At 67.1% G+C, this 20,155-nt stretch carries 19 protein-coding genes; 11 read left to right on the top strand and 8 right to left on the bottom strand.

Annotation, left to right across the window (positions count from 1 at the left end):
• The 5 genes from ACK5F2_RS16960 to kdgR all read left to right on the top strand — a co-directional run.
• On the top strand, positions 1–1,117 hold a 1,117-nt coding region (locus tag ACK5F2_RS16960), incomplete at its 5' end, for an ABC transporter ATP-binding protein (RefSeq protein WP_409866765.1).
• Positions 1,117–2,403 (top strand): ABC transporter substrate-binding protein, encoded by a 1,287-nt coding sequence (locus tag ACK5F2_RS16965; protein WP_409866767.1) that lies wholly within the window; start codon positions 1,117–1,119, stop codon positions 2,401–2,403. The genes ACK5F2_RS16960 and ACK5F2_RS16965, both read left to right, overlap by 1 nt.
• A gap of 4 nt (positions 2,404–2,407) precedes the next feature.
• Positions 2,408–3,571, top strand: coding sequence for an oligogalacturonate lyase family protein (locus ACK5F2_RS16970; protein WP_409866770.1), 1,164 nt, complete (start codon positions 2,408–2,410; stop codon positions 3,569–3,571).
• Positions 3,568–5,922: a pectinesterase family protein gene (locus ACK5F2_RS16975; RefSeq protein ID WP_409866772.1), complete on the top strand. Its 2,355-nt coding sequence runs from the start codon at positions 3,568–3,570 to the stop codon at positions 5,920–5,922. The genes ACK5F2_RS16970 and ACK5F2_RS16975 overlap by 4 nt, the downstream gene beginning before the upstream one ends.
• 28 nt (positions 5,923–5,950) lie before the next feature.
• Complete coding sequence (gene kdgR, locus ACK5F2_RS16980; RefSeq protein WP_409866774.1) at positions 5,951–6,766, top strand: DNA-binding transcriptional regulator KdgR; 816 nt, start codon at positions 5,951–5,953, stop codon at positions 6,764–6,766.
• 96 nt (positions 6,767–6,862) lie between these two features.
• On the opposite strand, the gene ACK5F2_RS16985 is transcribed toward kdgR, so the two are convergent.
• Positions 6,863–7,180: a DMT family transporter gene (locus ACK5F2_RS16985; protein WP_409866777.1), complete on the bottom strand. Its 318-nt coding sequence runs from the start codon at positions 7,178–7,180 to the stop codon at positions 6,863–6,865.
• 368 nt (positions 7,181–7,548) lie between these two features.
• Here ACK5F2_RS16985 and ACK5F2_RS16990 point away from each other — a divergent pair, with 368 nt between their 5' ends.
• On the top strand, positions 7,549–8,424 hold the full coding sequence (locus tag ACK5F2_RS16990; protein ID WP_409866779.1) for an alpha/beta hydrolase: 876 nt from the start codon (positions 7,549–7,551) through the stop codon (positions 8,422–8,424).
• Between the two features lie 14 nt (positions 8,425–8,438).
• On the opposite strand, the gene ACK5F2_RS16995 is transcribed toward ACK5F2_RS16990, so the two are convergent.
• From ACK5F2_RS16995 to ACK5F2_RS17020, 6 genes are all read right to left on the bottom strand, one after another.
• Complete coding sequence (locus tag ACK5F2_RS16995) at positions 8,439–8,657, bottom strand: DUF2788 domain-containing protein (protein WP_409866781.1); 219 nt, start codon at positions 8,655–8,657, stop codon at positions 8,439–8,441.
• Positions 8,657–9,439 carry a DUF2189 domain-containing protein gene (locus tag ACK5F2_RS17000; RefSeq protein WP_409866784.1) on the bottom strand — a complete coding sequence of 261 codons (783 nt, stop codon included), beginning with the start codon at positions 9,437–9,439 and terminating at the stop codon, positions 8,657–8,659. The genes ACK5F2_RS16995 and ACK5F2_RS17000 overlap by 1 nt, the downstream gene beginning before the upstream one ends.
• 95 nt (positions 9,440–9,534) lie before the next feature.
• On the bottom strand, positions 9,535–10,593 hold the full coding sequence (gene mnmH, locus ACK5F2_RS17005; protein WP_409866787.1) for a tRNA 2-selenouridine(34) synthase MnmH: 1,059 nt from the start codon (positions 10,591–10,593) through the stop codon (positions 9,535–9,537).
• Between the two features lie 105 nt (positions 10,594–10,698).
• The gene (locus ACK5F2_RS17010) at positions 10,699–13,290 is read right to left on the bottom strand and encodes a [protein-PII] uridylyltransferase (protein ID WP_409866789.1); all 2,592 of its coding nucleotides are present in this window, start codon (positions 13,288–13,290) and stop codon (positions 10,699–10,701) included.
• Positions 13,291–13,304: 14 nt separating this feature from the next.
• The gene (gene map, locus ACK5F2_RS17015) at positions 13,305–14,114 is read right to left on the bottom strand and encodes a type I methionyl aminopeptidase (protein ID WP_133604776.1); all 810 of its coding nucleotides are present in this window, start codon (positions 14,112–14,114) and stop codon (positions 13,305–13,307) included.
• 54 nt (positions 14,115–14,168) lie between these two features.
• The gene (locus ACK5F2_RS17020) at positions 14,169–14,966 is read right to left on the bottom strand and encodes an undecaprenyl-diphosphate phosphatase (RefSeq protein WP_409866792.1); all 798 of its coding nucleotides are present in this window, start codon (positions 14,964–14,966) and stop codon (positions 14,169–14,171) included.
• Positions 14,967–15,083: 117 nt separating this feature from the next.
• Here ACK5F2_RS17020 and ACK5F2_RS17025 point away from each other — a divergent pair, with 117 nt between their 5' ends.
• From ACK5F2_RS17025 to ACK5F2_RS17040, 4 genes are all read left to right on the top strand, one after another.
• Positions 15,084–15,749: a TetR/AcrR family transcriptional regulator gene (locus ACK5F2_RS17025; protein WP_409866795.1), complete on the top strand. Its 666-nt coding sequence runs from the start codon at positions 15,084–15,086 to the stop codon at positions 15,747–15,749.
• Between the two features lie 97 nt (positions 15,750–15,846).
• Positions 15,847–16,497 carry a protein-L-isoaspartate O-methyltransferase family protein gene (locus ACK5F2_RS17030; protein ID WP_409866798.1) on the top strand — a complete coding sequence of 217 codons (651 nt, stop codon included), beginning with the start codon at positions 15,847–15,849 and terminating at the stop codon, positions 16,495–16,497.
• Positions 16,497–16,826, top strand: coding sequence for a rhodanese-like domain-containing protein (locus ACK5F2_RS17035; protein WP_409866800.1), 330 nt, complete (start codon positions 16,497–16,499; stop codon positions 16,824–16,826). Before ACK5F2_RS17030 ends, ACK5F2_RS17035 begins: the two co-directional genes overlap by 1 nt.
• Before the next feature lie 40 nt (positions 16,827–16,866).
• The gene (locus ACK5F2_RS17040) at positions 16,867–18,270 is read left to right on the top strand and encodes a TolC family outer membrane protein (protein WP_409866802.1); all 1,404 of its coding nucleotides are present in this window, start codon (positions 16,867–16,869) and stop codon (positions 18,268–18,270) included.
• 54 nt (positions 18,271–18,324) lie between these two features.
• On the opposite strand, the gene nhaR is transcribed toward ACK5F2_RS17040, so the two are convergent.
• Positions 18,325–19,221, bottom strand: a complete 897-nt coding sequence (gene nhaR, locus ACK5F2_RS17045; protein WP_409866804.1) for a transcriptional activator NhaR — start codon at positions 19,219–19,221, stop codon at positions 18,325–18,327.
• A 111-nt stretch (positions 19,222–19,332) separates the two neighbouring features.
• On the opposite strand from nhaR, the gene ACK5F2_RS17050 reads away from it, so the two are divergent.
• Complete coding sequence (locus ACK5F2_RS17050) at positions 19,333–20,058, top strand: Bax inhibitor-1/YccA family protein (protein ID WP_409866807.1); 726 nt, start codon at positions 19,333–19,335, stop codon at positions 20,056–20,058.
• Positions 20,059–20,155 lie beyond the last annotated feature (97 nt).

Here is a 20,155-nt window from a genome sequence, read left to right on the forward strand (position 1 = left end):
CCTCAACAAGATAGAAAAGGTCTACCCCAACGGCTTCAAGGCCGTGCATGGCGTGGACCTGGAAGTGCGCGACGGCGAGTTCATGGTGTTCGTCGGCCCCTCGGGCTGCGCCAAGAGCACCCTGCTGCGCATGATTGCCGGGCTGGAGAGCATCAGCGGCGGCGAGCTCAAGATCGGCGAGAAGACCGTCAACGAGCTGGCGCCCAAGCAGCGCGGCATCGCCATGGTGTTCCAGAACTATGCGCTCTACCCGCATATGAAGGTCTATGACAACCTGGCCTTCGGCCTGAAGCTGGCCCACACGCCCAAGGCCGAGGTGGACCAGCGCGTGCGCCAGGCCGCCAAGCTGCTGGAGATGGAGCATCTGCTGGACCGCTACCCCAAGCAGCTCAGCGGCGGCCAGGCGCAGCGCGTGGCCGTGGGCCGGGCCATCGTCAAGAAGCCCGATGTGTTCCTGTTTGACGAGCCCCTGTCTAATCTGGATGCCAAGCTGCGCGCCAGCATGCGCGTGCGTCTGACCGAGCTGCACCGCACTCTGCGCGAGTCGGGCCAGCCCGCCACCACCATCTACGTGACCCACGACCAGGTGGAGGCCATGACCATGGGCGAGCGCATCTGCGTGCTCAAGGAAGGCGTGATCCAGCAGGTGGACACGCCCACCGCGCTGTACGACCGCCCGGCCAATGCCTTCGTGGCCAGCTTCATCGGCTCGCCCGAGATGAACATCCACGACGCGCGCCTGCAGGCCCTGGACGACGGCCTGGCCGTGCTGCTGGGCGGCCAGGTCCTGCCCCTGCCGGCGGCCAAGGCGGCCAGGCTGCAGGGGCGGCCGGCGGGCGCCGCCTCCATCAAGTTCGGCCTGCGGCCCGAGCATGTCTCGGTGCTGCCGCGCCCGGGCGCCACCCAGGTGCCGGGCACGCTGCGGTTCACCGAGCACATGGGCAGCGAGATCTTTGTGCACTTCGACATTGGCGATGTGCCCATGAGCGCCCGTGTGCCGGCCGATCAGCTGGGTGATCTGGTCGCGCAGCCGCGCGGCACGCCGCACGCCTTCTGGCTGCAGCTGGCCCAGGCCCATGTCTTCGATGCCGCCAGCGGCGCCAATCTCTTGCTGTGATGCTGGACCGACGTCATCTTCTGCTGGGCGCCGCCGCGCTGCCCCTGGCTGCCTACGCCCAGGCCCCCACGGTGCTGCGCTTCTCCTGGTGGGGCGGCGCGGCTCGCCATGAGGCCACGCTCAAGGCCATTGCCCTGTTCGAGCGCCGCCATCCCGGCGTGAAGATCAAGGCCGAGTACATGGGCTTCAACGGCTATCTGGAACGGCTCACCACCCAGATCGCCGGCCGCTCCGAGCCGGACGTGATGCAGATCAACTGGGCCTGGCTCGCCATGTTCAGCAAGCGCGGCAATGGCTTCACCGATCTCGATGCCCATCGGCAAGACCTGGCCCTGCACCAGTTCGAGGCCGAGGATCTGGCCATGGGCCGGGTGGCGGGCAAGCTCAATGCCCTGCCGGTGTCCTACAGCGCGCGCGTCATGCTCTGGAACGAGGCCGCCTTCCAGCGCGCCGGTCTGGCCCTGCCGCGCAGCTGGGACGAGCTCTTTGCCGCCGGCCCGGTGTTTCGCGCCAAGTATGGCGACAAGGCCTACCCCATCGATGGCGAGCTCTACGACATGATTCTGCTGGCCCAGAGCTGGGTGCAGCAGAAGTACGGCACGCCCTATGTGGACCCCACGGCGCCGCGCGTGGCCATGAGCCCGGCCGCGGCCCTGGAATGGGTACAGGTCTATGAGCGCCTGGTGAACGAGCATGTGGCCGTGCCGCTGCCGCTGCGCGCCTCTCTGGGCGGCGCCGAGAAGCCCACCGAGCAGCAGCAGGACTGGGTGCAGGGCCGCTGGGCCGGCAACTACACCTGGGACTCGGTGATCGCGCTGCGCAACTCCACCCTGGACAAGCAGCAGAAGCTGGTGCTGGGCGAATTCCCCACCCTGCCGGGCGCGAAGAACAGCGGCATGTTCGGCCGCCCCACGCTGATGTATGCCGTGGGCCGCAACAGCCGCCAGCCGGCCCTGGCCGCGCGCTTTATCAACTTCCTGCTGACCGACGCGGAGGCCGCCCAGGTGCTGGGCCGCAGCCGCGGCCTGCCAGCTGCCAAGAACAGTTTCGAGCTGCTGCAGCAGGCCGGCAAGCTGCCGCCGCTGGAGCTGGCAGCCTACGAGCAGATCAAGGCCCAGCGCCAGGCGGGTCGTGTGCCCATGCCCTCGCCGCTGTTCGAGCATGCGCGGCTGCACAAGTTCATGCGCGAGGTCTTCGAGACCGTCGCCTACCGCAAGACCACGGCCGCGGCCGCTGCCAAGCGCCTGGTCGATGAGGGCAATGCCCTGCTCAACCGCATCAAGTGAAGCCATGAAGCGCACCGAACGCCAGCTCAATTTCATCAGCCGCCGAGACCCCGACACCGGCGCCCGCGTCACGCGCCTCACGCCCCTGGACGTGACCTGCCACCGCAACTACTTCTATCAGAAGTGTTTCAGCAATGACGGCAGCAAGCTGCTCTTTGCCGGCGGCTTCGATCATCCGGCGGGCAAGGACTGGAACTACCACCTGCTGGATCTGCATAACCAGGTGGCGCTGCAGCTGACGGACCAGCCGGGTGAAAACACCTTTGGCGGCTTTCTCTCGCCGGATGATAGATATCTGTACTTCGTGCGCCAGGAGCGCCGGCTGATCCGCCTGAGCCTGGCCGACCTCAGCGAGGAGGTGGTCTACACCGTGCCCGAGGGCTGGGTGGGCTATGGCACCTGGGTCAGCAACAGCGCCTGTACCAAGATGGTGGGCATCGAGATCCATGCCGACGATTGGTTCCCGCTCAACACCTGGCAGAAGTTCAACGAGATGTTCCACCGCCAACCCCGCTGCCGGCTCTTCAGCGTGGACCTGGCCACCGGCGAGCGCCGCGTGATCCTGGAGCAGCGCGGCTGGCTGGGTCACCCGCAATACCGCCCCTTTGACGACAACACCGTGGCCTATTGCCACGAGGGGCCGCACGATCTGATCGATGCGCGCATGTGGTTCATCAACGAGGACGGCACGAACCGCCGCTGCGGCAAGGAACACGCGCCGGGCGAGAGCTGCACCCACGAGTTCTGGGTGCCGGATGGCAGCGCCATGATCTATGTGAGCTACCAGCACGACGCGCCGGAGCGCTGGATCTACAGCCTGGATCCGGTGACGCTGGAGAACAGGCTGCTCACGGCGATGCCGCAATGCTCCCACCTGATGAGCAACCATGATGGCAGCCTGATCGTCGGCGACGGCTGCGGGCCGGCCACCGGCGACGCCAGCGCCAGCAACGAGATGCTCACGGGCGACCCCTATCTGCACCTCTTCGACCTCAAGGCCGGCACCACCCGCCCGATTGCCCGCCACGACAGCAGCTGGGGCGTCTACAAGGACAGCCGCCAGGTCACGCACCCGCACCCCAGCTTCACGCCCGACGAGAAGCAGGTGCTCTACAGCTGCGACGCCGAGGGCGAGCCGGCGCTGTACCTGGCCGACGTACAGGCATGAGACTGGCCGCGCTGGCGCTGCTGCTCATGGCTGCTGCCGTGGTGCACGCACAGCCTCGGCCTCAGATGGCGGCCGAGCAAGCTGCGCACCACCGTGTTGCCGACTATCTGCAGGGCTGGCAGCCGGAGTCTCTGGACGCGCGTGCATGGCGGCCCGACTTCGTCGTGGCGGCCGATGGCAGCGGCACGCACCGCACGGTGCAGGCCGCGCTCGATGCCCTGCCGACCGCCGAGGCCGGGGAGGGGCGGCGGCGCTACATCCTCGTCAAGCCCGGCGTGTACCGCGAGCCGCTGTGCGCCCGCGGCAAGGCGCCGTTCACGCTCTACGGCGATCCGGCCGCACCGCGGCCCATCCTGGTGGAGGGGCGCTACAGCGCCCAGCCCAAGCCGGTGGGGCAGGCGGCGAAGGCCTGCGTGGGCGCGGCCGAGGCCGCGAGCTATGGCACGGCCGGCAGCGCCAGCGTGGCCCTGATCGGCGAGGGCATCCAGCTGCTGCACCTGCGCATCGTCAATGATGCGATGGACGGTGTCCGCCTGGGCCAGGGCTATCCGCCCGGCGCGGGCGAGCGCGGCGGCGCCCAGGCCGTGGCCCTGTTGCTGCAGGGCGACCGCCACCAGCTGCAGCAGCTGGAGCTGCTGGGCCATCAGGACACCTTCTACGTCGCCCGCGAGGCGCAGCGTCCGGGCCCGGCCCGCGTCCATGTGCGCGACAGCCTGATCGCCGGCGATGTGGATTTCATCTTCGGCAATGCCAGCCTGGTGATCGAGGGCGGCGCCGTCCTCAGACGCGCCGGCCGCCGTGCGCCGGGCGATCCGGGCCATGTGCTGGCGCCCAGCACCCTGGCGAGCGAGCCTTACGGCTTTCTGCTCAGCGGCGTGCGCATGCGGGCCGAGCCCGGCCTGCAGGCCGGCAGTGCCTCCCTGGGCCGCGCCTGGGACCAGGGCGTGAAGCCCGGCAGCTGGCCCGCCGATCTGCCCGCCCACGCACGGCCCAACGGCCAGGCCCTGATCCGCGACAGCGAGCTGGGTCCGCATTTGGGGCCCTGGGCGGCCAGCACCGCGCGCCGCCCTTTTGAGGCCGGCATCAACCGCCTGAGCGAATTCAACAACCGCGCCGCCCCGCGCGACTGGGGCCGCGAACGGCTGGCGCTGGATGACGGCTGGGGCGCGGCCGAGGGCGGCACCACGGGCGGCAGCGCGGCGGCGCCCGAGGATGTGTACGAGGTGCACAACCGCGCCGAGCTGGAGCGGGCGCTGGCGGCGGGCAGCCGGCCCAAGATCATCCGCCTGCACCGCCGCATCGACCTCAGCCGCGACGCGCAGGACCGGCCGCTGGGCTATGAGGACTACCGCGACCCGGACTTCGACTTCCAGGCCTACGTTCATGCCTACGACCCCGCGCGCTGGGGCCGGCGTCCGCCCGAGGGGCCGCTGGAAGAAGCGCGCAAGCGCTCGGTGCGGCGCCAGGCCGAGCGCGTGGTGCTGCGTCTGCCCTCCAACACCACCCTGATCGGCGTGGGCCCCGAGGCCGGCTTCATCAACGGCATGGTGCTGCTGGAGCGGGTGCAGAACCTGATCCTGCGCGGCCTGCATTTCGCCGATGCCTACGACTTCTTCCCCGCCTGGGACCCGAATGACAACGCGGCGGGCGAGTGGAACTCGGAGTACGACACCCTGGCCCTGCGCGGCGCCCGCCATGTGTGGATCGACCACTGCAGCTTTGACGACGGCCCGCGCGTGGACGGCCAGGCCCGTGTGGCCCTGGGCCGCCCCCTGCAGCATCACGACGGCTTGCTGGACATCACCCAGCAGTCCGATCTGGTCACCGTGTCCTGGAACCGCTTCAGCCGCCACGACAAGACCACCCTGGTGGGCGGCAGCGACGCCCACCGCCAGGACGAGGGCCGGCTGCGCGTGAGCTTCCATCACAACCTCTGGGAGGCGGTGAAGGAGCGCACGCCGCGGGTGCGCTACGGCCAGGTTCACCTCTACAACAACCTCTTCGTGGGCCGCAGCGCGGCGGCCGGCGGCGGGGACCATGCCTATGCCTACTCCATCGGCGTGGGCCTGCGCTCGCGCATCGTGAGCGAGGCCAATGTCTTCGAGACCTCGCCCGACATCCCCAGCCGCCAGCTCGTGCGCCTGCTCAAGGGTCAGGGCTTGCGCGACAGCGGCTCCCTGCACAACGGCCGGCCCATCGATCTGATGGCCCTGCTGCGCGAGGCCCATCCCGAGGCCGCGCTGATCGAAGAGCCGGGTTGGAGCCCGCTGCTGCGCGGCCCGCTGGACCCGGCCGAGGCCGTGGCGCAGCGGGTGCGTGCCGGCGCCGGTGCAATAATCCAGTCCAATTGAAACGCCAGACCAAACAAAGCGAAACGGCATGGACGACGATCTGAACGAGGGCGGCAAACAACAGCCCGAATCGGTGGCGGCGGTGCTCAAGGTCTTCGCCATCCTGCAGGCCCTGTCCGAGCAGCGCGATACCGGCATCTCCGATCTGTCGGTGCGTCTGGCCATGCCCAAGGCCACGGTCTACCGCTTTTTGCAGACCATGAAGACCCTGGGCTATGTCAGCCAGGAGAGCGACAGCGAGCGCTACGGTCTGACCATGAAGGCCTTCGAGCTCGGCGCCAAGGCCCTGCAATATCCCGATCTGGTGGAACTGGCCAAGCACCATATGCAGATGCTGGCCGACGCCACCGGCGAGACCGTGCACCTGGGCACCCTGATCGACTCCGAGATCATCTATGTGCACAAGGTCGACTCGCGCCACATGCTGGGCATGTATTCCCGCGTGGGCCGGCGCGCGCCCATCCACTGCACGGCCATCGGCAAGGTGCTGATGGCCTGGGAGCATCCCGAGCGGCGCCAGCGCGTGCTTCAGGGCGCGGAGTTCAAGCGCTTTCGCGACAAGACCATCGTCGAGCCTGCGGCCTTTGCCGCCGAGCTGGAACGCGTCAAGGCCCAGGGCTTTGGCGAGGACCGCGAGGAGTTCGACGACCACATCCGTTGCCTGGGCGTGCCCATCTTCGACCGCCTGGGCCAGCCCATCGCCGGCATGAGCGTGAGCTTTCCCACCTTCCGCTACGACGAGGCCAAGGCCCCGGAGGTGGTGAAGATGCTGCAGGACGCCAGCCGCGACATCTCGGCCCGCCTGGGCTGCAGCAAGTTCCCGCTCGATAGCAAGGTCAGCTAGGCCCCTTTTCCATCGCCAGCCCAGACAGGCGTGGCACGCCGCCCGCGCCAGCATGGCGCTTGGCGGCGCCACGAGGCCGCGTTTTGGGGTAGGGCGTCAGTGCGCCAGCTTCAAGGTGGCCACACCGGCCACGATGAGCAGCACCCCGACATAGCGCATGAGCGAGCTCGGATCACCATAGACCAGAACGCCGACCATGAAGGTGCCCGCCGCACCGATGCCGGTCCAGACGGCGTAGGCCGTGCCCATGGGAATATGGCGCTGGGCCAGCCACAGGAAAAATCCGCTGCTCGCCATGAATGCCACGGCAATCGCGATGCCTGACCAACGTGTCTGAGGCGCCTGCGCCATCTTCAGGCCAACGGGCCAGCCAATTTCAAGCAGACCCGCCAGAACCAGATAAATCCAACTCATTGCCAGCCTCGACAGCTTCTGTGTGAGAACTCTCGCCACGCCTTCTGAGCGAGAGCTTGCAATCGGCCAATGAAAAAGGCCTTGAAGATCAAGGCCTTGAGATGCGGTGTTGGGGAGGAGGATCGACCTCTCGACCTTCGCATTGCGAACGCGACGCTCTCCCAGCTGAGTACACCCCCTACGGCGCGGGCCAGTATAGCGCTGCGAAATTGAGCTTGTCCCACCCGGTCTCGTGGGGGACCTTACGGGTTTTCTGCCACAGCCGGCGGGGCTTGCTTTGCGACACTCGGGGCCAGCCGGGCGGCGCGAAGCATGGCGTCGGCCGCACGATGCAGAGAATCCCAGGGCTCGACTCAAGGAGAGTGTCCATGTCTGGCGCGTCGCCGCAGTGGTTCGATGAGCAGTACAACAACCGGGCTCGTGTGCCCGACAGCGTCAGCATCATGGCGCGCTGGACCGAGGCTTCGGCCCTGAGCCGGGAACTCTCGCCGCAAGCGACGCTGGATCTGGCTTACGGCGCTGCGCCGAGTGAGCGCCTGGACCTGTTTCCGGCCCAGGTCGATCAGCCTGCGCCCGTCCTGGTCTTCCTGCATGGGGGCTATTGGCGCGCCTTGGACAAGTCGGATCATTCCTTCATCGCGCCCGTGTTCAGCGATGAGGGTGCCCTGGTGATCGTGCCCAATTACGCCCTCTGTCCCGCGGTGAGCATCGAGCACATCGCTCTGCAGCTCTGTCAGGCGCTGGCCTGGACCTGGCGCCATGTGGCCGATTACGGCGGCGATCCCAATCGCATCATCCTGGTCGGGCATTCAGCCGGGGGACATCTGGCGGCGATGCTGGCCTGCTGCGACTGGAAGGCCGTGGGGCGGGATCTGCCGCGGCATCTGGTCAAGGGCGTGCTGTCCATTTCGGGCTTGCATGATCTGGCGCCGATTCGCCGCACGCCTTTTTTGCAGGCTGATCTTGGCCTGGATGCGCGCGCGGTGCGACGGCTCTCGCCGGTGCATTTTCCGGCGCCCCAGGCGCCGGTCTACTGCGTGGTCGGCGCCCAGGAGAGCGAGGAGTTCCGGCGCCAGAATCAGTTGCTGCGGCAGGCCTGGGGCGAGAGCGTGGTGCCCCATTGCGAGGAACTGCCGGGCTTGAACCACTTCGACATCCTGCGCGATCTGGTGGATCCGCAGGGCCGCAGTCACCAGCTGACCCGCAAGCTGCTGGATCTGCGCTGGTACAGCGCGCTGCTCTGAGCCGGGGACGGGCTTCAGTGCTCCAGGCCGCCCAGGAAGTACTTGATCACGCCCTTGGCGGCATAGCCGACCAGGCCAAAACCCAGGCCCAGCAGCAGGATGAAGGTGCCGAAACGGCCCGCCTTGGACTCGCGCGCCAGCTGGACGATGATGAACACCATATAGAGCATGAAGGCCCCGACCCCGAAGCTGAGGCCGAAGGTGGCAATCTGCTCTTCGCTGAAACCAAACATCAGAGGGCTCGCACCAGGTCGCGGTAGGCATGCCAGCTGGCGTGACCCAGCAGCGGCAGCAGGGGAATCAGGCCCAGCATCAGCGTGAGCATGCCCAGCAGGCTGAGGCTCAGCAGCAGCAGGGCCCACAGGGCCACGGGTGCGGGGTGCTCCATCACCACGCGCCAGCTGGTGTAGACGGCGCCCAGCACCGAGATGTCGCGATCCAGCAGCATGGGGATGGCCACGACCGTCGAGGCGAAAACCGGGGCGGCCAGCAGGGCACCCAGACCCAGCCAGATCTCGAAGAGCATGCTGCGCTCATCCAGCACCACATGGCGTGCAAAGTCCAGCGGTGTGTCCACCGGCGCCGTGGCCAGGGCCGTGATCAGGGAGGCGGAGGTGATGACCCAGCCCGCGCCGGCAAAAGCCAGCAGCAGGCCAAAGATGACCAGACGGCCGCCGCGCTCGCGCTGCGGCTTCCAGGCCTTGCGCACGGTATGCCAGCCGGGCTGCTCGCCTCGTTCGAGGGCGCGGCTGATGGCGTAGAAGCCGGTGGCGAGAATGGGCCCGACCAGCAGAAAAGCCGAGAAGGCCACGGCCAGCAGCCAGAAATGATGGCGTGCCCAGAACAGGATCAGGCCGCCCGCCAGGGCCAGCAGCAAGCCTTGCAACAGGGAAGGGCCGGGGCAGGCCTTCAGATCCTGCCAGCCGCGCGCCAGCCAGCCCAGCGGGCGCAGCATGGGGATGGGGCGTACGCCAAAGGCGCGGGACTCCTGCAAGGCTTTTTCGGTGCTTCGCATCTTGGGGGGGCATGCTGCCAGTGAGATCCGGGAAGGGCCTTGATGCGGGTCAAGGCTCGGGCCTGCCCGAGCCGGCTGAGGCCCAGGCCGGTGCTTCAGCCCAGTATCAGCGATCGCGCAGCGGCCCGCAGCTGGGTCTCACCACTACCCTCAAGCCGGACTGTGACCGCCTGCGGCAAGAGACGGTAATGTCCCTGCAGGGAGCGTTCGTAGCCGGGGTCGTAATGCTCGCGCATCAGCGCGCCAAACACCTCGGCCCAGTCGCCGGCGCGGGCCTGGGCCTGCCAGCGCCGCACAGTTTCGCGCCCGCGCAACTCCACCAGCCCGTCCAGCAGAGTGCAGAAGGCCTCGGGCGCGGCGTGAAAATGGGCGTAGTCCTGCATCAGCAGCTCCAGCCGCGCCGCCTCGGGCATCTCCACCCACAGGCAATGGCCCTGCTCGCGCATCTGGCGGTGCAGGGCCTCGGGCACGCGCAGCTGCCCGATCTTGCGGCTCTCGCTTTCCACGAAGACGGGCTTGCCCCGGTCCAGGCCGCGCAGCTGCAACCAGAGCTCGGAATCAAAGGCTTTTTGGCTGGGCTGGGCCGCGCCGGGCAGGCCGCCGAGCACCGAGCCGCGGTGACGGGCCGCGCCCTCCAGATCCAGCATCTGGGCGCCCTCGGCGGCCAGGGCCTGCAGCAGGCGTGTCTTGCCGCTGCCGGTGCGGCCGCACAGCACATGCAGATTCAGGCCCAGGGGCAGACGCTCCAGATCCTCGCGCACCTGCTGGCGATAGGCCTTGTAGCCGCCTTGCAGCTGGCGGGAGCGAAAGCCGATCTGGCCCAGAAACCAGTTCATGGCGCCCGAACGCTGGCCGCCGCGCCAGCAGTAGACCAGGGCTCGCCAGTGCTTGGGCTTGTCGCGCAGGGTCTCGTCCAGATGACGGGCGATATTGCGCGCCACCAGGGCGGCACCCAGCTTGCGGGCCTCGAAGGGCGACTCCTTGTAGAGCGTGCCAACGATGCGGCGCTCCTCGTTGTCCAGCACGGGCAGGCTGATCGCGCCAGGCAGATGGTCTTCGGCGTACTCGGCAGGCGAGCGCACATCGATGATGGCGTCGAACTGCGGGAGGTTGGACAGCGCCTCCTCGGGCTTGATCAGGTGACCCAATGACATCTCAGTGATCCGCTGGCTTGACCGAGCGACGCCCGAGGATCCGGCTTTGCCGGTCCTGCGGGTGTGCCCCCTCGAAGGGGGCCGGCGAAGCCGGTAGGGGGTGAGTCATGTTTGCAGTGAGACCGCGTCCAGCAGCTCGGTCTCGACCTGCAACTGGCTCTTGTTCTGTTGCAGGGCCGGGCCATCGACCAGGAAGGTGTCTTCCACGCGTTCGCCCAGGGTGGAAATCTTGGCCAGCTGCAGATTGATGCCGTGGCGCGCCAGCACGCGGGCAATGGCGTAAAGCAGGCCGGCACGGTCGCTGGTGCTGATGGACAGCAGCCAGCGCTGGGCTTTCTCATCGGGGCGCAGGGCGATGCGGGGCGTGAAGGGGAAGCTCTTGACCCGGCGTGACAGCCGTCCGCGCCGCGGTTCGGGCAGCGGCCCTTCGCTGTTCAGGGCCTGCGCCAGCTTGGCTTCCACCAGTGAGACCAGGTCACGGTGATTGAGGTCCAGATCGGGGCTGATGACCTGGAAGGTGTCCAGGGCATAGCCGCTGCGCGTGGTGTGAACCTTGGCGTCCAGGATGTTGAAGCCCGCAGCGTCGAAGTAGCCACAGATGCGCGCAAACAGATCCTGGCGGTCCGGCGCATAGACCAGTACCTGCAGGCCTTCGCCCACGGGCGAGGGACGGGCCCGCACCACGGGCGCACCGCCATCCACATGGCGCCACAGCGAGCGAGCATGCCAGGCCAGCTCGCCCGCCTCGTGCCGGGCAAAGTAGCTGAGCTCCAGCGTGGCCCAGAGTCCGGCCTCCGTGTCGGGCAGCATGGCATGCAGGGCCAGCAGCTGGCGTGCCTCCTGCTTGCGCGCCTCGATATCGGCATCCAGATTGGGCTTGGCCCCGCCCAGGGCGCGCAGGGTCAGGCGGTAGAGGTCTTCGAGCAGCTTGCCCTTCCAGGCGTTCCAGACCTTGGGGCTGGTGCCGCGGATATCGGCCACGGTGAGCAGGTAGAGCGCGGTGAGGCGACGCGCATCGCCCATGCGTTTGGCAAAGGCTGCCACCACGTCCGGGTCGGAGAGGTCCTCCTTCTGCGCCACGCGCGAGAGCGTCAGGTGCTCTTGCACCAGGAAGACCACCAGGGCCGTGTCCTCGCGCGACAGGCCGTGCTCGCGGCAGAAGCGCCGCGCCTCGGTGCCCCCCAGCTCGGAATGGTCGCCGCCGCGGCCCTTGGCCACATCATGGAAGAGGGCGGCGATGTAGAGCAGATGGGGTTTGTCGAACTGGGCCGCCAGCTGGGAGCAGGCCGGGTACTCGTGGGCGTGCTCCGGAATGAAGAAGCGGCGCACATTGCGCAGCACCATCAGGATGTGCTGGTCCACGGTATAGACATGGAACAGGTCGTGCTGCATCTGGCCCACGATGCGGCGGAACACCCAGAGGTAGCGCCCCAGCACCGAGGTCTGGTTCATCAGCCGGAAGGCATGGGTCTGGCCCTCGGGCTGCTGCAGGATGCGCATGAACAGGGCCCGGTTGGCCGGATCGCGCCGGAAGGCGCTGTTCATCAGCTCGCGGGCGTTGTAGAGCGCGCGCAGGGTGCGGGCCGAGAGACCCTTGATGCCAGGGGTCTGCTGGTAGACCAGAAAGGTTTCCAGGATGGCGTGGGGTTCGCGCTCGTACAGGTCGTCGCTGACGACTTCCAGCATGCCGGCACGGTCCAGGAAGCGCTCATTGATCGGGCGCATCAGGGCTTGCTGCGAGCCCATGATCTGCTCTTCCAGATTGAGCAGCAGGATCTGGTTGAGCTGGCTCACCGCCTTGGCCGCCCAGTAGTAGCGGCGCATCAGCACCTCGGAGGCGCGCTGGCTGTCGGTGGAGGCATAGCCAAAGCTCTGGGCCACGGCCGTCTGCAGGTCAAAGACCAGACGGTCTTCGCGCCGACCGGCCACCGCGTGCAGGCGGCAGCGGATCAGGGATAGCAGCCCCTCGTTGCGCTGCAGCTGCCGGCTCTCGAAGGGCGTGATCAGGCCTCGGGTGCTGAGCGCGTGCCAGGTCTTGCCCAGTCCGGCGGCGCGCGCGATCCAGATCAGCATCTGCAGATCGCGCAGTCCCCCCGGGCTTTCCTTGCAGTTGGGCTCCAGGGCGTAGGGCGTGTCGTCGTACTTGACGTGACGCTGCTGGGCCTCCAGGCGCTTGGCGCGCAAAAAGGCCCGGGCATCCATGGCCTGCATCAGGCGGCGCTCAAACTGCTTGAACAGGGCCTTGTCGCCGGCCAGCAGCCGGGCTTCGAGCATGGCCGTCTGCACCGTCACATCGCCAGCGGCCTCGCTGATGCACTCGCCCAGGGTGCGGACCGAGGAGCCGATCTCCAGCCCCACATCCCAGCAGGCGGTGATGAAGCTCTCCAGGGCGCTCTTGAGCGCGCCCGGCTGATGGGCCTCCATGCCGTCGGGCAGCAGCAGCAGCACATCGACATCGGAATGCGGGAAGAGGGCGCCGCGGCCATAGCCGCCCACGGCCACCAGGCCGGTGCCAGCGGGCAGGCCGGCCTGAGCCCACAAGGCTTGCAGCGTGGCATCAACCTGGCGCGCCAACTGGCGCATCAGCCGCTGAGCCGCCGTGACCGAGGCTTTCTGTTGCAGGAAGCTGGCCAGCAGGGCCTGCTTGTCCTGCTTGAACTGGCGCCGCAGCTCGGCGATATCCGGGCCCTGGCTCATGGGGGTGAGGAGGTTCAGGCCGCGGCCGTGATGAAGTCAGGCGGCGGCGGGCTGCCGGCCGACAGGGTCAGCACCTCGTAGCCGCTGTCGGTGACCAGCACGGTGTGCTCCCACTGTGCGGAGAGCGAACGGTCCTTGGTCACGATGGTCCAGCCGTCGCCCATCTCGCGGATCTCACGCCGGCCCGCATTGATCATGGGCTCGATGGTGAAGATCATGCCCGGCACCAGTTCCTCCAGCGTACCGGGGCGGCCATAGTGCAGCACCTGGGGTTCTTCATGGAATTTCTTGCCGATGCCGTGGCCGCAGAACTCGCGCACCACCGAGAAGCCGGCGTTTTCCGAGAAGGTCTGGATGGCGTGTCCGATATCGCCCAGGCGCGCGCCGGGCTTGACCTTCTGGATGCCCTTCCACATGGCGTCGTAGGTGAAGGCGCACAGGCGCTTGGCGGCGATGGAGCCTTCGCCCACCACATACATGCGGCTGTTGTCCCCGTGCCAGCCGTCTTTGATGACGGTGACATCGATGTTGACGATATCGCCGTTCTTCAGGGGGCGGTCATTCGGGATGCCGTGGCAGACCTGGTGATTGATCGAGGTGCAGATGGACTTGGGGTAGGGCGTGTAACCCGGCGGCTGGTAGTTCAGCGGTGCGGGAATGGCCTTCTGCACATTGACGATGTAGTCATGGGCCAGCTTGTCCAGCTGTTCGGTGCTGACCCCGGGCTTGACATGGGGGGTCAGCATGTCCAGCACTTCGGAAGCCAGGCGCCCGGCGATGCGCATGCCCTCGATGTCGGCGCCGGTCTTGATGGTGATCGTCATGGTCGGATTATCTCAGAGGGGCCAACGCCGCGCTGGAGTCTGTACCCAATCCGTTCAAGCGACCAGGCCGGTCCAGGCGGCCACAAGCACCGCGATGCCGAAGGCGATGCGATACCAAGCAAAGGGCGCGAAGCTATGGCCCTTGATCCAGGCCATCAGCCAGCGAACCACGGCAAAGCCAGTCAAGGCCGCCGTGCCGAAGGCCACGGCCAACGCAGCCCAGTTCTCTGGTGGTGCCTGCGTGTTGGAGGCATATTCCAGCACGGCGAACGCGCTGGCGGCGAACATGGTCGGAATGCCGACGAGGAAGGCGAACTCTGCCGCCGCCGGGCGCGCAAGTGCGCCGGCCAGCATGGCCGCAAAGATCGCCGCCGCGGAGCGTGAGGTGCCGGGGAACACGCCTGCGACCACCTGTGCCAAGCCCACCCACACGGCCACATTCCAGCCGATATGCGTCTGCCCGGGGCGATGGGCGAGCGCGCGCTCAATGGCGAGCATCGCCACGCCACCAAGAATCAAGGCCAGGGCCACCGGAACCACTGTCTCGGGCAGCTTCCAGCCCATCAAACGCACCGGCAGACCGACGCCAGCGGTGACCACGAAGGCCAGTGCGAGCTTGAGCAGGTAGTCGCGTTGCTCCGCCTGCCGCCAGCCCGCAGCGAGGCTCAGCAGCCGCTCACGGAACACCAGGGTGATGGCGAGGATCGCACCACTTTGGATCACGATATTGAAGAGGTCGGACTTCGGCCCGAGCCACTGCTGGGCAATCAGCAGATGACCGGTCGAGGAGATCGGCAGGAATTCGGTCAGCCCCTCCAGCACGCCCATGAAGGCGGCCTTGATCAATGGCATGAGATCCAACGCGTGTGCTCCCTAAAACTTGATGCGGGCGGCGATGATAGCCGCCCCCGATGACTTGACCCTCCGGGGGTGCTTGACTACATTGCTGACCAATCAGTCAGTATTTCGATGCCCAAGTCCAGCCCACCGCGACCCACCGCCCAGCCCGCGCGTCAGCGTCGGAAGGAGGCGAGGCCTCAGGAGTTGCTGGCGGCTGCGCTGGAGTTCTTCGTGGAGAAGGGCTTTGCAGCCACCCGTGCCGAGGAGGTGGCGGCCCGTGCTGGCGTGTCCAAGGGCACGCTCTACCTCTACTACCCCAGCAAGGAGGAGCTCTTCAAGGCCGTGGTGCGCGAGAGCTTGGCGGTGCATATTGCCGAGGGGCATGAGGTGGTGGCCCAGCACCGTGGCAGCGTGGCTGACTTGCTGCGCTTCGTGATGACCGAGTGGTGGCGTCGTGTGGGGCAGGGAGCCGCGGGCGGCATCTGCAAGATCATGATTGCGGAGGCCCGCAACTTTCCCGAGCTGGCCCAGTTCTATGTGGACGAGGTGATTGCGCCCAGCCACAGCCTGCTCGGCAGCGTGCTTCAGCGCGGCATGGACTGCGGCGAGTTCAGGCCCTTGCCTCTGGCTGAAACGGTACAGGTGCTGATAGCGCCGGTGCTCCAGCAAATCCTGTTCCTCAGTGCCTTCGGCGCCTGCCATATGCAGCCGCCCTGGCCCGACCCCATGGCAGTGCTTGAAGTGCAGATGGACCTGATGCTGGAAGGCCTTCTGCAACGCCCGCCTCCCGTTTGAGCGGGCTGCCGCCCGGCCCCGCGTGGTGCCCTGACATCAGACTCGCCGAGCGGCGAAATAGAATCCGCGCAGCATGTATTTGAAGGATCGCTCCACCATGAACGTCGAACAAGCCCGCTTCAATATGATCGAACAGCAGATCCGTCCCTGGGACGTGCTGGATCAGGGCGTGCTGTCCCTGCTGACCCTGCTCAAGCGCGAGGACTTCGTGCCGGCCGCCCACAAGGCCCTGGCCTTCATGGACACCGAGATCCCGCTGGGCCATGGCCAGTTCATGCTGGCCCCGCGTGTGGAGGCCCGGCTGCTGCAGGAGCTCAAGGTCACCCGCCACGAGAAGGTGCTGGAGATCGGCACGGGCTCCGGCTATATGGCCGCCCTGCTGGGCCACAAGGCCCAGAGCGTGATCAGCCTGGAGTCCCAGCCGGAGCTGGCCAAGCAGGCGGCCGAGAACCTCAAGCGCGCGGGGGTGCTCAATGTGAAGGTGCTGGCCCAGGACGGCAGCCAGGGCTTGTCGGCCGAGGCGCCCTTTGACGTGATCCTGCTGTCCGGCTCGGTGGCCGAGGTGCCTCGCGCCCTGCTGGAGCAGCTCAAGCCCGGTGGCCGCCTGGCCGCTGTCGTGGGCTCCGAGCCCGTGATGCGCGCCATGCTCTACACCCGCGTGGGTAACGAGTTCAAGACACAGGTTCTGTTCGACACCGTGATTCCCCGCCTGGCAGGTTTCGCCGAGGCCTCCGCCTTCAGCTTCTGATGCCGCGCCAACTGCCGGTCGAGGAGGCTGTCATGCTGCTCAACGCGGCGCAGCCCCCCTTGCTGCTGGATGTTCGCGAGCCCTGGGAGGCCGGGCTCGCTCGGATTGCCACGGCGGGACCGCAGTGCCTCATGCCCATGGGGCAGGTTCCGGAGCGTCTGGCAGAGCTGGACTCTTCGCAGTCCATCGTGGTTTATTGCCACCACGGGATGCGAAGTCTGCAGGTCGTCGCATTTTTGGAGCGCCAGGGCTTCGAAAACGTCTATAACCTCGCCGGCGGCATTGAGGCTTGGTCGGTGGAGGTCGATCCCGCAGTGCCGCGTTACTGACAGCGCCCCGTTCACGAATTCGCCCTAGCAAGGAAGACACATGCTCGCCGATCACAAGAAGACGAAGACCCCCACGATTCGAGCCGCAAGCGCCTGTGGGCGCCTGGCCCGTCTTCCCTTGGCCCTGGGCTTGCTGCTCGCGGGCGCGGCGGCACAGGCGCAGAGTCTGCAGGAGCTGTACGAGGCAGCACGCGCTTTCGACGCCTCCTATCTGGCGGCGCGTGCGCAAGCCGAGTCGGCCCAGCACCGTGCGGAGCAGGCCAATGCCCTGGCACGCCCGACTCTGGGTCTGGGCTTGAGCGGCACGCATCAGCAGGCTGACCCGCCGAGCCGTTTCGCCACGGTCAACGGTCAGACGGTGCAGGTCAGCGGCGACCGTGTGGGCACCACCACCTGGCAGACCGGGCTGAGCGCCAAGTACGCGCTCTACAACCGTGCCAACGCCCTGAGCATTGAACAGGCACGTCGCGCCCTCGGGGTCAGCCAGGCCGATCTGGAGGCTGCCGAGCAAGACCTGATCGTGCGCGTGTCCCAGGCCTATTTCGATGTGCTGGCGGCGCGCGACGTGCTGGCCGCCACGCGTGCCAACAAGGCGGCCAATGCCGAGCAGCTGGCTTCGGCCAAGCGCAATTTCGAGGTGGGCACCGCCACCATCACGGACACCCGCGAGGCCCAGGCACGTTTTGACCTGAGCACCGCCCAGGAGTTGGCGGCCGAGAACGATCTGCGCGTCAAGCGCGTCACCCTGGACCAGATCGTGGGCCGCAACGGCGTCGAGCCCAAGCCCCTGGCGCTGCCCGTCGCCCTGCCGGCGGTCGCGCCCCTGAATGTGGAGCCCTGGGTGAACCAGGCCGATGAGTTGCATCCGCTGGTGCGCAAGGCACGCCTGGGTCTGGAGGTGGCGCAGCTGGAGACGGGCAAGGCCAAAGCCGCCAACGGTGTGACCGTGGACATGACCGGCAGCCTGGGTGTCTCGGATGCCCGTGGCTCCGGGGCCCAGGTTCCGGGTACCACCACGGCAGCCACCGTGGGTGTGCAGATGAATCTGCCCCTCTACACGGGCGGCTACAACCAGAACCGCATCAAGGAGACCCTCTCCCTGGAGGAGAAGGCGCGCAACGATCTGGACTTCGCCCGCCGCTCGGTGGCCGAGGGCACACGCCGAGCCTTCCTGGGCGTGCAGTCCCTGCAGGCCCAGGTCAAGGCCTATGAGGCGGCCGAGGTCTCCAGCAAGCTGGCCCTCGAGGCGACCCAGCTGGGCTACAAGGTCGGCGTGCGCGTGAATCTGGATGTGCTCAATGCCCAGAACCAGCTCTACAGCACCCAGCGCGATCTGGCCAAGGCCCGCTATGACACGGTGCTGACCGGCTTGCGCCTGCGCCAGGCTTCGGGCCAGCTGCGGGCCGAAGACGTGGCGGCGGTGAACCAGCTGCTGGCCAAGTAAGCTGCTTCGTCTCCCCTTGCACACCCCGCCGCAGCAGCCCTGCGACGGGGTGTTTTACTTTCCGAAGAGCCTGCCGCGGGCGGCCTCGGTGATGGCGACCACGCCCGGGTGGGTGAGCCGGCGCTCCACCGAGATGGCATAGAACTCCTGCACCAGCTCATCGCTGCGTCCCAGCAGCTCGACCCCGTACTGCGCACAGGTCTCCTGCTCCAGCACCGTGGGGGCCGTGAACACGCCGCGGCCTTGACGGCCAAAGGCGCTCATCAGGGCGCCATCGTCGAACTCCGCCAGCACATGCGGATGCAGCTCATGCCGGGCCAGCCAGGCTTCCAGCAGGGGGCGCACGGCCGCGGCCTGTCCCTGGATCAGCATGGGCGCGTCATTCAGGCATTCGGGGAAGCGGCCCTTGAGTTTTTTGCGCAGCGAGGGCGCGGCAAAGAAGCTCAGGGGGCTGGAACCCAGGGCGTGATTGAAGGCCTTGACGCTGACCTTGTGGGGCAGGGGCTCATCGGCCAGCACCAGATCCAGCTTGTGCACCGCCAGCTGGCCCAGCAGGTCCTGGAACTTGCCCTCGTGGCAGGACAGGTGCAGGTCCTCCTCCACATTCAGTGCCGGCTCCAGCAGGCGATAGGCCACCTGCTTGGAGACCGAGTCCGCCACGCCGACCTTGAGCTCCAGCTGGCGTCTGCCCTGGCGGGCCTGGCGCAGCCGGGACTCCAGATCCTGGCCCAGGGCAAAGATCTGGTCGGCGTAGCTCAGGGCAAGCCGACCCTCATCGGTGAGCTCCAGCCGTCGGCCGGCCTTGCGAAAGAGCTTGCGCCCCAGCCGCTCCTCGAGCAGCTTGATCTGGCTGGAGAGTGTTTGCGGTGTGGTGTTGAGTTGCTCACCCGCGCGCACGATGCCGCCCGCCTTGGCCGTAACCCAGAAGTACTGCAGATGCTTGAAGTTCATGATCGGGTGCCTTGAAGATTCGTATAAATCGAAATATACGACTTGAAAAATCGAATTTACGCGAAGTATCGTCGCGTCTAAATTTCAGCCTGTCGACCCATCGTCGACGCGTTGTCTAGAAAGGACTTCAGCATGGATACCTCGCGTCAACCTTCGGATCTCGGTGTCGCGGTGCTGCCGCAGCAGCAGGCCGCCGGGCGTCGCGACGGGCTGCTGGCCAGCCATCGCGTGCTGCGAAACACCTACGCCCTGCTGGGCATGACCCTGCTGTGGGCCGCCGCGGTGGCGGGCGGCAGCGCCGCCCTGGGACTGCCGCGCCCCGGCATTCTGCTGACCCTGGGCGGCTATTTCGGCCTGCTGTTCCTGACCTACAAGCTGGCCAACAGCGGCTGGGGTCTGCTGTCGGTCTTCGGCCTGACGGGCTTTATGGGCTATACCCTGGGCCCCATCGTCAACCACTACCTGGGCATGAGCGGTGGTGCTCAGATCGTCACCCTGGCCCTGGGCACCACGGCGGCCACCTTCTTCGCCTTGTCGGCTTGGGTGCTGACGAGCAAGCGCGACTTCAGTTTCATGGGCGGCTTTCTGTTTGCCGGCATGGTGGTGGCGCTGTTGATGGGTCTGGCCGCCATGTTCTTCCAACTGCCCGCCCTGGCGCTGGCGGTGTCCGGTCTGGTGGTGCTGCTGTCCAGCGGCCTGATCCTGATGGAGACCAGCCGCATCGTGCACGGCGGTGAAACCAACTACATCCTGGCGACGGTGGGCCTGTTCGTCTCGATCTTCAATCTCTTCTCCGCTCTGCTCAGCCTCTTCGGCTTCGGCAGCAGCAATGAGTGATGCCCGTCAGAGGCGTAACGATTGTGTGAGGACTCCCTGAGTCTTGGGCTGACGGCCTGAAGCAATTCAAGTCAATGAGCCACGCCGGCGCCGCTTA

This window comes from Roseateles sp., assembly GCF_046300915.1.
GTDB lineage: Bacteria > Pseudomonadota > Gammaproteobacteria > Burkholderiales > Burkholderiaceae_C > Kinneretia.